We start from the raw sequence: 13554 nt of genomic DNA on the forward strand, positions 1-13554 counted from the left end.
TGTCGGCAAAGCCGTTCGCAGCGGCGGCCACGATGCGTCGTCCTCCCGTAAAGGCCGGCTTGCGCCGGCCATCGTTTCCTCTCGGCTCTCTTGCGGAGCCTTGGCCCTTTGCTGGACCGTTGGCCCTCTGGTGGGGCCTTTTGATTTGCCGTCCGGATCTTACGCCCGGTGTGGCGCTGGATCTGCATGAGGTGCATGCTCGTGAAGCGGATGCTTGAGCATTGCCTTCAGGCAATTCCGTAGGTCTAGATTAGCGGATCGGTGGTGTGGCACAAGAGCCGTTGCGTTGGCAACCATCGTCCATTGGTCTGATGACACAGCGATTTTCGCTGCACCGCACACAAGCGTCACGGAGTTCATGATGACTCTCGAAGCCGGCCGCTCCTCGCTGCTGCTGATCGATTTCCAGGAAAAGCTGATGCCCGCGATCGACGCGGCCGAGGCCAGCGTGCGCGAGGCGCTGCGCCTTGCGCAGAGCGCGCGCCTGCTCGACGTGCCGGTGCTGGCGACCGAGCAGACGCCGGACCGGCTGGGGCCGACCATTCCGGCGCTGTCGGAATTCGCAGCCGACACGCTGGCCAAGAGCACGTTCGATGCCTGCCGCGGCTGCGACATCGAGGGCGCGCTCGGCGCCCGCCAGCAGGTGGTGATCACCGGCTGGGAATCGCACGTGTGTGTGCTGCAGACGGCGTTCGGGCTCATGGCCGCCGGCCGGCGCGTCCATGTGGTGGCGGACGCGGTGTCCTCGCGCACGCCGGCCAACAAGGCCGCGGCGCTGGCGCGCCTGTCGGCGGCCGGCGCGGTCATCGTCACCGCCGAGATGGTGATCTTCGAATGGCTGACCGACGCCAAGAACCCGCGCTTCCGCGACGTGCTCAAGCTGGTGAAGTGAGGGGGCGGTTCGCCGCAGGCTTGATGGATTTGCCGGCGCAGGCACCGACGACCTGCACGAAAGGCAGCAAAATGAAGCTCGTCATGCCCGCGCTTGTCGCGGGCATCCACGTCTTAAATCTGTTTCAGAAAAAGACGGTTTCCGGACTGATCGGCCGGAAACCGTATAAGACGTGGATGGCCGGGCCGAAGCCCGGCCATGACGACGAGAATGCAATCGGTCGTTTGCCTCAATCGATCAGCGCATAGGCGGGGATGGTGAGGAACTCCTCGAACTCCGCCGCCAGCGACAGCTTGTGGAACAGCGCGATCGCCTCGGCGAAGCGGCCGTATTCGAACGCGTCATGGCCGACCTCGCTGCGGATGCGCTCGCTCTCCTCGTGCAGCGCCTTCTCGAACAGAGCGGGCGTGAGCTGCGTGCCGTCCTCCAGCTTGGCGCCGTATTTCAGCCACTGCCAGATCTGGGCGCGGGCGATCTCGGCGGTGGCGGCATCCTCCATCAGGTCGTAGATCGGCACGGCGCCTTTGCCGCCGAGCCACGCCTCGATGTAGCGAACGCCGACGCGGATGTTCTCGCGGAAGCCCGCCTCGGTGCGCGTGCCCTGCGGCACATCGAGAAGCTGGGCCTGCCCGACATCGACATCCTCGCGCAGCTCATCGAGCTGGTTCCTGCCCGGCATCAGCCGGTCGAACACCTCCATCGCCACCGGCACCAGATCGGGGTGGGCGACCCAGGTGCCGTCATGGCCGTCGCCGACCTCGCGCTCCTTGTCGGCGCGCACCTTGGCCAGCGCCGCGGCATTCCTGTCGGGATCGCTGCGATTGGGGATCTGCGCCGCCATGCCGCCCATCGCGAACGCGCCGCGCATGTGGCAGGTCTGGATCAGGAGGTGCGAATAGGCCTTCAGGAACGCCTTGCCCATCACCACCTGGCTGCGGTCGGGCAGGATGTAGCCGTGGTTCTTGGCGAGCGTCTTGATGAAGGAGAAGATGTAGTCCCACCGCCCGCAATTCAGGCCGGCGACGTGGTCCTTCAGCTCGTGCAGAATCTCGTGCATCTCGAACGCCGCCGGCAGCGTCTCGATCAGCACGGTCGCCTTGATGGTGCCGCGATGCAGGCCGAGCGCGGACTCGGTGTGCAGGAACACGTCGTTCCACCACCGCGCCTCGATGTGGCTTTCGAGCTTCGGCAGATAGAAATACGGCCCCGAGCCCTTGGCCAGCGCGGCCGCGGCATTGTGGAAGGCGTAGAGGGCGAAATCGAACAGGCTGCCCGCCACCGGCGCCCCGTCGATCTCGACGTGACGCTCGACGAGATGCAGCCCGCGCGGGCGCACCATCAGCACCGCCGGATGGTCGCCGAGCACATAGCGCTTGCCGGTCGCGGGGTCGGTCCAGTCGAGCCCGTCGGCGTGCCAGCGGTCCTTGAGGTTGATCTGGCCGTCGATGAGATTGGCCCAGGTCGGCGAGGTGGCATCCTCGAAATCGGCCATGAACACCTTCGCCCCGGAATTGAGGGCGTTGATGACCGTCTTGCGGTCGGTGGGGCCGGTAATCTCGACCCGGCGGTCGAGCAGATCGTGCGGGATCGGCGCCACCTTCCACGGGTGCTCGCGCACGTGCCGGGTCTCGGGCAGGAAGTCGGGCAGCTCGCCGGCATCGAAGCGCTTCTGACGCTCGGCGCGGGCCTTGAGGAGATCGCGGCGGCGCGGCTCGAACCGGCGATGCAGCGCGGCGACGAAATCGAGCGCCTCCGGCGTCAGGATCTCGTCCGAGCGGGCGATCGACTTGCCGAGCACGGCGATGCCTTCCGCCGGCGCGAGGCCGATGTCCGGCTGCGGCGCGGCGGCCTTCGCCGCACGCTTCGCGGTGCCTTTCGCGGTGCCCTTCGGCGCGCCTTTGGCGGGAGCTTTCGGCGCGGTCTTAGATTCGGTCTTGGGTTCGGTCTTGGAATCGGCTTTCGCCTTGGTCTCGACCACCATCGGCGGCGGCGCGGCGCGGCGCACCGTGGGCAGCGCCGGGGCGCGGCGCGGCGCCGGCGGCAGCGGTGTCGGGCGCACGGCCGGCACCGAGGCCTTGGGCGGCTTGGCCTTGGGCGTCTTGGCGGTCGCCGGCTGCTCCTCGCCCGCCGGCTTGGGCGGAATCGGGCGCGCGGCAAGGCTGGTCCGCCGTGCGGCCGAAGCGGCCCGCCGCGCAACCGGCGAGGTGCGGCCGGCGCGCGGCGCCGGACGGCTGGCCGGCAGGGCCGGCGCCGTCACCGGGGCGGCAGCCTTCGCCCTGGTGGTCTTGGTGGCCTTGGTCTTGGCGGCCGTCGTCTTCGCAGTCGTCGTCTTGGCTGTCGTCGTCTTGGCCTTCGTGGCTTTGACGGTCTTGGGTTTGGCGGCCTTCGCCGCCTTGCCCTTGGCTGCCGCCTTGCCCGCGGCCGGCTTCCCGGCCTGCTTGACCGCCACCGCCTTCGACGCGGTCTTCGCTGCCGCCTTGGCGGGGGTCTTGGCAGTCTTGGCCTTTGTCGTCTTGGCCTTGGCGCTCTCGGTCTTGGCGCTCTCGGCCTTTGTGGTCTTGGCCTTTGTGGTCTTGGCCGCTGCCTTGGCTTTGGTCTTGGCCTTGGCCGCAGCCTTTCCGGCCGCCTTCACGTTCGCCGCCGCCTTGGCCTTCGCAGGTGCCTTGGCCTTCACGGGCGCCTTGGATTCCGCCGTCTTCGGCTTCGTGGTCTTGGCTCTGGCCGTGTTGGCCTTGGCCGTCTTGGCGCTCGTCTTGGCGGCGGATTTGGCAGTGGACTTGGCAATGGACTTGGCCGACTTGACGGTCTTGGCGGTCGCCTTCGCCGGCTTCGCGGACTTGCCGGCGCTCTTGCCCACGCCCTTGGCAGGTGCTTTGGCAGGCGCCTTGGCACCGGTCTTCGCGGCGGCCTTGGTCGTGGCCTTGCCGGCGGATGTCGCCGACGTCTTTGCGCGCGACGATTTCGCGGAGGAGTTGGAATCAGCCGCCGCAGCGGATTTGGCGGCGCGGACCTTGCCCTTTCCGGGCGTCTTGGTCTTGGCAGGCGCCTCGGCCTTCGCAGACGCCTTGGTCTTCGCGGGCGTCCTGGTCTTGGCAGTTGTCTTGGCCTTGGCCGTTGTCTTGGCCTTGGCCGTTGTCTTGGCCTTGGCCGTTGTCTTGGTCTTGGCCGTTGTCTTGGTCTTGGCCGTTGTCTTGGCCTTCCCCGGCGCCGCTGCGAGGTCCGTATCGCTGGCCGAAACCTTCTTCCTGGATTTCTTCGCCTTCGTCGCCATCGTGTCTCCTCCTAAAGCATTCTCCGCAACGGTGGGGACCGGTTTTGCGGAAGAGAATGCGACAGCTCAATAATTTGGAGCGTCCGTCCGGATCAATCGGATCGGCGGATGCTGTGGAGACCTGCCGCAGTGGTCCGTGCACCGCCACGATTCGGGACGCCGGTCCGGTTTACCAACCATTTACCATGCCCGATGGGCGCACCATAAGGTAGGTGGCGACCCTTGCGGTCAAGTCCAAGGGAGGTCCGCGATTTTTGCGCCGCGGAAACAAAGTGCGGCGCCCGCAGTTTGGAACGATATTGCGGTTCGCGGCCGGTCGGTGCATTACTCGCATGCGCCGGCGCGGGGCCGGCAGCAACGCTCGGGGATAATGTCATGCGGAAATTGGTGTTGGGACTGTTCGTTCTGGCGGCGGGTGTCACGTCGGCGCAGGCGCAGGACGCTGCGAAGGGCGAGCAGATCTTCAAGCAGTGCCTGGTCTGCCACTCGATCGGCCCTGGCGCGAAGAACAAGGTCGGCCCTGTGCTGAACGGCCTGTTCGGCCGCAAGTCTGGCACGATCGAAGGCTTCAACTACTCGGAAGCCAACAAGAATTCCGGCATCACGTGGAACGAGGACGTCTTCCGCGTGTACATCAAGGACCCGAAGGCCAAGATCCCGGGGACCAAGATGATCTTCGCAGGCGTCAAGGACGAGCAGCAGATCTCGGACCTGATCGCCTTCATCAAGCAGTTCAAGGCTGACGGCTCCAAGTAAGCCGCAACCCATTGCCGCCCGCGTCGCCCCGTGCGCGGGCGGCGTCGGGCGGCGTGGTGGCCCATGTGTCGCGGCCCATGTGTCGCGGCGCGCGTGTCGCGGCCCACGTCCAGCGCCTGCCATCGAGAGGGGCAGCCCTACCAGGGGCCGCCGAGCGCCGACATCGCGCGCAGCACCACGCCCTCCAGCGGCCCCGCGGCATCGACCCGCGGCCAATCGAGCGGCCCGATCTCCAGATCCTCCTGAAACGCGGCCACCGACGCATCGGCATCCGACGCATCGCCGCGCCGGTCGGACACCCGCGCCTGCCGCACGTCGAGCGGCGCCTCCAGCCACACGCCGCGCACCGCGACGCCGCACGCCACCCCGAGCGCCGCGAGCGCCGCCCGCTCGTCCGGGCGGGCGAACACCGCATCGATCACCACCGAATGGCCGGCTTCGAGCGCCCGCCGCGCCTGCTCGACAAGCCGCCGGTAGACCTGCGCCGTCACCTCCGGCTGATAGGCGTCCGCCGGCAGGCGCGCGGTCGCGGGCACGCCGTGAAGCCGCTTTCGCTCGATGTCCGACCGCAGGACCAGCGCGCCCGGCAGCGGCAGCAGCCGCCCGGCGATGGCCCGCGCCACGCTCGTTTTCCCGGTGCCCGACAGGCCGCTGACCACGAACAGATGCGGCGGCGGCGGGGCGAGTGCTGCCACCGCGAGGCGGAAATAGCGCATCGCGTCGTGTGCCGCTGCGCTCGCCGCAGCACCCGAGGTCAGAGCCCGGCGCGCCACCGCCACCTTGGCGCGGATCTGCGCGCGCAGCGACAGGAACAGCGGCAGCGCCGCCAGCGCATCGAGATCGCCGTCGCGGCCGGCCACCAGCAGATACTGGTTGAGCAGCCGGCAGGCGCTGCGCCGGCGGCCGCGCGCCACCAGATCCATCAGCAGGAAGGCAAGCTCATAGAGCACGTCGCCGGTGGCGATCAGCGGATCGAACTCGATGGCGTCGAACGGCAGCGGCCGGCCGTCGACCAGCGCGACATTGGCGAGGTGCAGGTCGCCATGGCAGCGGCGCACCAGCCCGAGCCGGCCGCGTGCCAGGATGAGCCCTGCATTATGGTGCAGCGCCGCGGCGGTGGCGGTGTCGAGCCGCGCCGCCTCGTCGGGCGGGAACAGGTCGGGCGCGGTGCGGAACGTCTCGCGGTCGTCGGCGGCGTAGCGCGCCAGCGCCTGAAGCCAGGCCGACGCATCGGCCGCCGGCATGCGGGCGTGGCCGGCGGCGACCGTCTCGGCCAGGGCGTCGATCATCGGCTCCGGCAATTCGCCGGCCTCGGCCAGATGGTCGAGCGTCGTGGTCTCGTCGAAGCGGCGCATCTCGACCAGCCACTCGACCACCTCGCCCGCGCCGCCGAGCGCAAGCGCGCCGGACGCCTGCCGGGTGACCGGCACCACCCCGAGATAGAGATCGGCGGCGAACGGCGCATTCACCGCGAGCTCGGCCCGGCAGGCGGCCTCGCGCGCGGCCAGCGTGCCGTAGTCGAGATAGGAGTAGCGCACCGGCCGCTTGACCTTGAAGGCGCGGTCTCCGGCCAGGAACACCGCGGCGGCGTGGGTGTCGATGCGCGTGACCGGCGTGCCGGGGGCAAGGCCGTAGGTCGCGGGATCGGCCAGCAGGGCGGCGACTGCCGGGTCGAGGCTGCCATCTGCCATCGCGTGCGTTCCTCGCGCTGCTCTGCTGCTGCTCCCCTGGCGGGAAATGGGCGCTATATCCGTTCAAGGCAATGTCGATAAAGGGCAATGCGGATGCGCTTGCGACGCGCGTTCTGGAATGCTCACACTTGAGGCCGAACAGCATCTGCTTGGCCGAAGGCGGTCCGCAGGGCCAAAAGCGCTCCAAGGAAGCCGTGCCCTTAAGGGGCTGAAGACAATCTGGACGAGGACCATGACCAAGCTGCCGCAGGACCTCAAGCGAATCCGCCTCAACCTCGCCCGGTCCAAGGACCACCCGGAGGGGTCGGCACGGCACGGCTACGAGTTCGTGGCGCCGCTCGACGACACCGGCCACATCGACGCGACGGCGTGGAAGAAGAACCGCGAGCATTGCCGGGTGCGGCGATTCTGGGCCGGCGAGCCCGACCAGATCGGCCATGTCCTGCACCGGCCGGGCGGCAAGTCCGGCAGCACCTGGGCCTTCCATTACGACATCGTCGATGCCGACAACGACCCCGACGACGACGAGGCCGGCTACCGCTTCGGCGCCCACGCCTTCGTGCCGGGCGAGTACGTGTCGATCCGCGACGAGGACGGCGAGCTGCACACCTTCGTCGTGGTCTCGGTGGCCCCGGTCGGCTGAGCGCATCGGAACGCTCACGGGCTCTTGCAGCCGCCGTCGCCCGCCCCATATCGAAACCGTGGGTCGCGTCAGCGTCCAGTCGAATGCGTGGAACGCGATGCGATCCCGGTTTCGATGGAGGATGACAATGACTCGTTCCATGCTGCCTTCGCTGTTCGGCCGCGGCGACGAGCCGATCGGGTCGCTATTCCGCGAAGTCGAACGCGTCTTCGATGATTTCACCCGGCGCGCTCCGTTTGCCGGGGTGGTCTCCGGCGGAGCGAACGGGATGCTGCTGCCGCGCATCGACGTCGCCGAGACCGCCGACGCGCTCGACATCACCGCCGAACTGCCGGGCGTCTCGGAGAAGGACGTCGAGGTGAGCGTCGCGCGCGGCATTCTCACCATCCGTGGCGAGAAGAAGGTCGAGCGCGACGAGAAGGGCAAGGACTGGCAGGTGATCGAGCGCAGCCACGGCAGCTTCCAGCGGTCGGTGCAGCTCGGCTTCGATCCCGATCCGGCCAAGGTCGAGGCCAAGTTCGACAAGGGCGTGCTCACCGTCCACCTGCCGAAGCCGCCCGAGGACGTACGCGCGCCCAGGAAGATCGAGATCAAGTCCGCGGCGTGATGCCTGCGGTCCCGAACGCTGAGGCGCGGGGCCGGTGACTTGGCTCGGTGACTTGGCCCGGTTGCGCATGACATCGCCCGAGCCTCGCCGCGCGAGGCCCGGGGATGACCGGGTGAGAGTGTCGCCCCGGGCGAGCAATGCGAGACCCGGGGCCGTCATCCGAAGAAAGGTCTCCTTCCTGCACACGGTCCCGGCTCGGACGCTCCGCGTCCGTCCGGGACGACGTGACACGGGAAACGGTCCCAGCGCGCGCTCCGTTTGGCCGGGACGACGCGACTCACGAAGCGGTCCCCGGGATGTCGTCGCGTTGTGTAGGCCCCCTTCCCTCGCGTGGCTCAGCCACGCTCGCCGGGGGTGACCGGGTGAGAGTGTCGCCCCGGGCGAGCAATGCGAGACCCGGGGCCGTCATCCAAAGAAAGGTCCCCTTCCTGAGAACGGTCCCGGCTCGGACGCTGCGCGTCCGTCCGGGACGACGGTCTCTCCCCTCGTTCTCCCGCCTGTGTTCTCTCTCCCTGTGCTCTCCCTCCCTGTGTTCTTGGGGCCACAGCGGAAAACTTGCGTGGCATCCGAGAAAATCGCCCTTGAATGGGGGGGCGATTCGTCCTATCTGCCGGCTTGCCCAATTTCGCACGTGCCTGTGGCCGCGTGCCGGTCGGTGGGCATCCGGACAAGAGGCCGGACAGCCGCCCGGGGACCAAAGATCGAGAGGCGCCTCTCCGGCGCCGTGTCTTCTCGGTTTCCCCGTCTATCGACCGGCAGCTGGAGGCGAAACCAGCAATTCCCTGCTCTCCGCAGGGGTACGCGGCTTGAAGCAACGACGTAGCGGGCTTTTTTGGTCTCTGCCGGTCCGTCCATAGGCCGGCGACACTAAAGAGGCACTACTCTTGCCGGGCGCGTGGAGCGGGCCTTCCCACTCTCGCAAAGGCGTCTGAAACCGACCGAAGGACGCGGATTCCGCGTCCCTTCCTGCGTCGCTTCAGCGCCGGATACGGCTCACGGTGAACGCCGGTCTCGGCCGGCTTTGCGGGCGGCGCGTTGCGTCGCGGGTCTTGGCGTCTCCATCGCGCCGGCCCGCGGTTTTGCGCGCTGTCCTGGGCTCATCTGGCCTTGGGAGGACCGACCCCATGACCGACCGCATCCGCGAGTTTCTTGCCGCCCGACGTCCCGAAGGTCCGTGCCTCGTGCTCGACCTCGACGTGGTGCGCGACAACTACACCGCCTTCGCCCGCGCGCTGCCCGACACCCGCGTCTTCTACGCGGTGAAGGCCAATCCGGCGCCGGAAGTGCTGAAGCTGCTCGCCGAGCTCGGCTCGTGCTTCGACACCGCCTCGGTGGGCGAGATCGAGGCCGTGCTGGCGGCCGGCGCCTCGGCCGACCGCATCTCGTATGGCAACACCATCAAGAAGGAGCGCGACATCGCGCGCGCCTATGAGCTTGGCGTGCGGCTGTTCGCGGTCGATTGCGAGCCCGAGGTCGAGAAGATCGCCCGCGTTGCGCCGGGCTCGAAGGTGTTCTGCCGCATCCTGTGCGACGGCGCCGGCGCCGAATGGCCGCTGTCGAAGAAGTTCGGCTGCGCGCCGGCGATGGCGCCGCGCGTGCTGGAGCTGGCGCACCGGCTGGGCCTGCACGCCTATGGCGTGTCGTTCCATGTCGGCTCGCAGCAGAACAATGTCGACGCGTGGGACCAGGCGCTGGGCTCGGCCGCTTCGATCTTCCGCGAGATGGCCGAGCGCGGCATCGCGCTGTCGATGGTCAATATGGGCGGCGGCTTCCCGACCAAGTATCTCAAGCGCGTGCCGAAGGTGCAGTCCTATGGCAACGCCATCTTCCGGGCGCTGTCGAAGCACTTCGGCAACCGCCTGCCCGAGACCATCATCGAGCCGGGCCGCGGCATGGTCGGCAATGCCGGCGTGATCAAGGCCGAGGTGGTGCTGATCTCGCAGAAGTCGGACGACGATCCGACCCGCTGGGTCTATCTCGACATCGGCAAGTTCCACGGCCTCGCCGAGACCATGGACGAGGCGATCCGCTACCCGATCAAGACGCCGCGCGACCGCGACGCCAAGACGCCGTGCGTAATCGCCGGGCCGACCTGCGATTCGGTCGACGTGCTGTACGAGAAGGCGCCCTACGAGCTGCCGATCTCGCTCGCCATCGGCGACGAGGTGCTGATCGAGGCGACCGGCGCGTACACCACCATGTATTCGACGGTGGGCTTCAACGGCTTCGCGCCGCTGGCCTCGTACGTGATCTGAGGCCGTAACCGCCACGCTCGTCATGGCCGGGCTTGTCCCGGCCATCCACGACTTTGCGCCTCTGAAGACGTGGATGCCCGGAACAGTCTCGTTTGCGCAGCCTGCGCAAGCTTGGCTGCGAGAACGGGCATGACAAAAAGCTACGCCTTTTCATTCACTTCCCGGACGGCCCGCAATGCGGGTGCGAGGGCCAGTCTCCTAATGGAGGACCGGCCGATGAACCAGTTTGTCGCCAACCGGCTTGTCGCCGCCCAGCCTGTCGCCACCGGCGCCGCCGGCTTCGTCATCGACAGCGAGCGCCCTGCCGACGAAAAGGCGCGCGAGCGCCTGCTCGACCGCGCCATGGGACCGGAGCGCCGCCGGAAGACCTGCGAGCGGCTGCGCGCCGGCCGGCTGCCGGCGGACGGGCTGGCGCTGGTGGCGCGCGATGCGCTCGGCCGGATCATCGGCACGGTGCGGCTGTGGCATGTGCAGGCTGCTGGAGTACAGGCGCTGATGCTGGGGCCGCTGGCGGTCGATCCGTGGTGGCAGGGCCATGGCGTCGGCGGAGCCCTGATGCGCGAGGCGCTGGCGCGCGCCAGCGCCCGCGGCCATGGCGCGGTGATCCTGGTGGGCGACGCGCCCTATTATGCGCGCTTCGGCTTCTCGCCTCGGCTCACCGCGGCGCTCGATCTGCCGGGGCCGGTGGACCGCGCCCGCTTCCTCGCCCTGGAACTGAAGCCCGGCGCGCTCGACGGCGCGCGAGGCTGCCTCCGGGCCAGCGGCGCCAAGGCCGCGTTTGCCCGCGTTTCGCGCCGGCCCGCGTTGACGATGCCGGCGCGGCGTGCCTCATAGCGCCCAGCAGGTCCGCCCCATCCCGTTTCACCCGTCCCGCGCACGTGCGCAGGCCGCGAACCCTCGTGACGTCGTTTGGAGAAGAATGCCATGACCGACTGGCCGGTTTATCACCGCATCGATGGCCCGATCGTGATGATCGGCTTCGGCTCGATCGGCCGGGGCACCCTGCCCCTGATCGAACGCCATTTCGAGTTCGACCGCTCGAAGCTCGTGGTCATCGACCCGCGCGACGACGACCGCAAGCTGCTCGACGAGCGCGGCGTGCGCTTCATCCATCAGGCGGTGACGCGCGACAACTACCGTGACCTCCTGGTGCCGCTGCTCACCGCCGGGCCCGGCCAGGGCTTCTGCGTCAATCTCTCGGTCGACACCTCCTCGCTCGACATCATGGAGATGTGCCGCGAGGTCGGCGCGCTCTACATCGACACGGTGGTCGAGCCGTGGGCCGGCTTCTATTTCGACCCCAACATGAAGCCCGAGGCGCGCTCCAACTACATGCTGCGCGAGACCGTGCTGGCGGCGCGGCGCAGGAACCCCGGCGGCACCACCGCGGTGTCGTGCTGCGGCGCCAATCCCGGCATGGTGTCGTGGTTCGTCAAGCAGGCGCTGGTCAATCTCGCCGCCGATCTCGGCCTGACGCGCCCCGAGCCCAAGACCCGCGAGGAGTGGGGACGGCTGGCGATGGACCTCGGCGTCAAGGGCATCCACGTCGCCGAGCGCGACACCCAGCGCGCCAATTTCCCCAAGCCGTTCGACGTGTTCGTCAACACCTGGTCGGTCGAGGGCTTCGTGTCGGAGGGCCTGCAGCCGGCCGAACTCGGCTGGGGCACGCACGAGCGCTGGATGCCGGACAATGCCCGCACCCACGACACCGGCTGCGGCGCGGCGATCTATCTGCTGCAGCCCGGCGCCAACACCCGCGTGCGCTCGTGGACGCCGACGGCGCAGGCGCAATACGGCTTCCTGGTCACCCACAATGAATCGATCTCGATCGCCGATTTCCTCACCGTGCGCGACGAAGCGGGCAAGGCGGTCTACCGGCCGACCTGCCACTACGCCTATCACCCCTGCAACGACGCGGTGCTGTCGCTGCACGAGATGTTCGGCGCCGCCGGCAAGCGCCAGTCGGACTGGCTGATCCTCGACGAGAAGGAGATCGTCGACGGCATCGACGAGCTTGGCGTGCTGCTCTACGGCCACGGCAAGAACGCCTATTGGTACGGCTCGCAGCTCTCGATCGAGGAGACGCGGCGCATCGCCCCCTATCAGAACGCCACCGGCCTGCAGGTGTCCTCCGCCGTGCTCGCCGGCATGGTGTGGGCGATCGAGAACCCGAACGCCGGCATCGTCGAGGCCGACGACCTCGACTTCCGCCGCTGCCTCGAAGTGCAGATGCCCTATCTCGGCCCGGTGATCGGCGCCTATACCGACTGGACGCCGCTCGACGGCCGGCCCGGCCTGTTCCCGGAGGACATCGACACCTCCGATCCCTGGCAGTTCCGCAACGTGCTGGTGCGGGACTAGAGCATTTTCCGCACAGGCGGATACCGGTTGCGCGAAAGAAAATGCGACAAACCAGAAACTTGGAGCGTCCGATCTGATGCAGTCAGATCGGACGCTCCAAACCGAACGTGGCCGGGCCAATCTCACCCCAACGGCTCCCGGCGGCGAGGCGCTCTCGTCGTCGGCGTGTCGGGTTTCCGGTGGCAGATCATACGTTTTCCGGTTGATCCCTTCGGGATACCGGAAACGATCTCGCCGAAAAATCCTTGATCGGATGAGGATTTTTCGGCGAACGGCATACGGTTCTCCGGCTTGATCAGCCGGAAACCGTATGAGACGGTTTCCCGGCCAATTTCTGGCTTCCAGCCTCGCCGCGCGCCCTTTGAGGCCCCCCACCCCCGACCCCTCCCCACCGCTCGCAAAGCTCGCGGGGGGAGGGGAGAAAAAGGCCGACTCTTCTCCCCTCCCCCCATGAACGCAGTGAATGGCGGGGAGGGGTCGGGGGTGGGGGGTGTGCGGTTGTTCAACTGGGAAGATGGTCGCGGAATGCCCCGGCGCGCGTCGTCAGTGTGTCGGGTTTCCGGTGGCAAACCGTTTCATGCAGGTCTGTGGAGGTGGCGCGCGGTCAGGCGTCAACCAGGGTCACCTCCCCGGCCTCGGGTTCCCGGCATTTGACCGGGCACTGCTGTTCGCGGCAGGTGTCCTTGGTGATGCGCCGAACCCACTCCAGGCCGACGCGGCTCTCCCGCCGCCAGATCACCCGCCCGACGCGGCAGAGCGGCCCGGTGACCGAGAAGCAGATGATGACCTCGTCCGGAAGCGAGGGCGCCGCGGCGGTTTCGATGCTCGCCCCGCCGGCCGAGACGTCGCTGACCGTGCAGCGCGAGCGGGTGTCGCCCGCAATCAGATCGGCCGGATAGTGCAGATCCCGCCGGATCGCCGTGCGCCTGTTCGACCCCATTTGCCCCCCGGCATTCATCAATACGGTTTCCGGACGATCCCTTCGGGATGCCGGAAACGTGACCTCGACCGCAAGCCAGTAGGAGTCAGTCGCAAGCGTAACGCAACGGAAATGACCCGTGATCGCTTGACCTGATTG

11 protein-coding genes are annotated in these 13554 nt (G+C 68.1%); 8 read left to right on the forward strand and 3 right to left on the reverse strand.

Annotated features, from left to right (window positions below; genetic code table 11):
- Window positions 1–358 precede the first annotated feature (358 nt).
- Both BLTE_RS11850 and BLTE_RS17940 read left to right on the forward strand, forming a co-directional pair.
- Entirely contained in the window at window positions 359–892 is a 534-nt protein-coding gene (locus BLTE_RS11850; RefSeq protein ID WP_197723229.1) for an isochorismatase family protein, read from the forward strand.
- 23 nt (window positions 893–915) lie between these two features.
- Window positions 916–1140: a hypothetical protein gene (locus BLTE_RS17940; protein ID WP_145988190.1), complete on the forward strand. Its 225-nt coding sequence runs from the start codon at window positions 916–918 to the stop codon at window positions 1138–1140.
- Here the strand turns inward: BLTE_RS17940 and aceB are convergent.
- The gene (gene aceB, locus BLTE_RS18585; protein ID WP_244599973.1) at window positions 1122–4163 is read right to left on the reverse strand and encodes a malate synthase A; all 3042 of its coding nucleotides are present in this window, start codon (window positions 4161–4163) and stop codon (window positions 1122–1124) included. The genes BLTE_RS17940 and aceB overlap by 19 nt on opposite strands.
- Before the next feature lie 375 nt (window positions 4164–4538).
- Between aceB and BLTE_RS11865 the strand changes: the two genes are divergently transcribed.
- Window positions 4539–4919: a c-type cytochrome gene (locus BLTE_RS11865; protein WP_126400858.1), complete on the forward strand. Its 381-nt coding sequence runs from the start codon at window positions 4539–4541 to the stop codon at window positions 4917–4919.
- A 137-nt stretch (window positions 4920–5056) separates the two neighbouring features.
- Here BLTE_RS11865 and BLTE_RS11870 read toward each other — a convergent pair whose 3' ends face one another.
- On the reverse strand, window positions 5057–6610 hold the full coding sequence (locus BLTE_RS11870; RefSeq protein WP_126400860.1) for a bifunctional aminoglycoside phosphotransferase/ATP-binding protein: 1554 nt from the start codon (window positions 6608–6610) through the stop codon (window positions 5057–5059).
- 232 nt (window positions 6611–6842) lie between these two features.
- Between BLTE_RS11870 and BLTE_RS11875 the strand changes: the two genes are divergently transcribed.
- From BLTE_RS11875 to BLTE_RS11895, 5 genes are all read left to right on the forward strand, one after another.
- Complete coding sequence (locus tag BLTE_RS11875) at window positions 6843–7253, forward strand: hypothetical protein (RefSeq protein WP_126400862.1); 411 nt, start codon at window positions 6843–6845, stop codon at window positions 7251–7253.
- A gap of 127 nt (window positions 7254–7380) precedes the next feature.
- Window positions 7381–7860 carry an Hsp20/alpha crystallin family protein gene (locus BLTE_RS11880; protein WP_160140597.1) on the forward strand — a complete coding sequence of 160 codons (480 nt, stop codon included), beginning with the start codon at window positions 7381–7383 and terminating at the stop codon, window positions 7858–7860.
- A 1124-nt stretch (window positions 7861–8984) separates the two neighbouring features.
- Window positions 8985–10115, forward strand: a complete 1131-nt coding sequence (locus BLTE_RS11885; RefSeq protein WP_126400866.1) for a type III PLP-dependent enzyme — start codon at window positions 8985–8987, stop codon at window positions 10113–10115.
- 216 nt (window positions 10116–10331) lie between these two features.
- Window positions 10332–10949 (forward strand): GNAT family N-acetyltransferase, encoded by a 618-nt coding sequence (locus tag BLTE_RS11890; RefSeq protein ID WP_126400868.1) that lies wholly within the window; start codon window positions 10332–10334, stop codon window positions 10947–10949.
- A 90-nt stretch (window positions 10950–11039) separates the two neighbouring features.
- A complete protein-coding gene (locus BLTE_RS11895) occupies window positions 11040–12476 on the forward strand; it encodes a homospermidine synthase (RefSeq protein WP_126400870.1) in 1437 nt (478 codons plus the stop codon).
- Window positions 12477–13080: 604 nt separating this feature from the next.
- Here the strand turns inward: BLTE_RS11895 and BLTE_RS11900 are convergent.
- Window positions 13081–13416 (reverse strand): PilZ domain-containing protein, encoded by a 336-nt coding sequence (locus BLTE_RS11900; protein WP_160140598.1) that lies wholly within the window; start codon window positions 13414–13416, stop codon window positions 13081–13083.
- Window positions 13417–13554 lie beyond the last annotated feature (138 nt).

The organism is Blastochloris tepida (assembly GCF_003966715.1).
Lineage (GTDB): Bacteria > Pseudomonadota > Alphaproteobacteria > Rhizobiales > Xanthobacteraceae > Blastochloris > Blastochloris tepida.

Coding starts and splice junctions, on each gene's coding strand:
- BLTE_RS11850 (WP_197723229.1), top strand. CDS start 359: ATGATGACTCTCGAAGCCGGCCGCTCCTCGCTGCTGCTGATCGATTTC.
- BLTE_RS17940 (WP_145988190.1), top strand. CDS start 916: ATGGATTTGCCGGCGCAGGCACCGACGACCTGCACGAAAGGCAGCAAA.
- aceB (WP_244599973.1), bottom strand. CDS start 4,163: ATGGCGACGAAGGCGAAGAAATCCAGGAAGAAGGTTTCGGCCAGCGAT.
- BLTE_RS11865 (WP_126400858.1), top strand. CDS start 4,539: ATGCGGAAATTGGTGTTGGGACTGTTCGTTCTGGCGGCGGGTGTCACG.
- BLTE_RS11870 (WP_126400860.1), bottom strand. CDS start 6,610: ATGGCAGATGGCAGCCTCGACCCGGCAGTCGCCGCCCTGCTGGCCGAT.
- BLTE_RS11875 (WP_126400862.1), top strand. CDS start 6,843: ATGACCAAGCTGCCGCAGGACCTCAAGCGAATCCGCCTCAACCTCGCC.
- BLTE_RS11880 (WP_160140597.1), top strand. CDS start 7,381: ATGACTCGTTCCATGCTGCCTTCGCTGTTCGGCCGCGGCGACGAGCCG.
- BLTE_RS11885 (WP_126400866.1), top strand. CDS start 8,985: ATGACCGACCGCATCCGCGAGTTTCTTGCCGCCCGACGTCCCGAAGGT.
- BLTE_RS11890 (WP_126400868.1), top strand. CDS start 10,332: ATGAACCAGTTTGTCGCCAACCGGCTTGTCGCCGCCCAGCCTGTCGCC.
- BLTE_RS11895 (WP_126400870.1), top strand. CDS start 11,040: ATGACCGACTGGCCGGTTTATCACCGCATCGATGGCCCGATCGTGATG.
- BLTE_RS11900 (WP_160140598.1), bottom strand. CDS start 13,416: ATGGGGTCGAACAGGCGCACGGCGATCCGGCGGGATCTGCACTATCCG.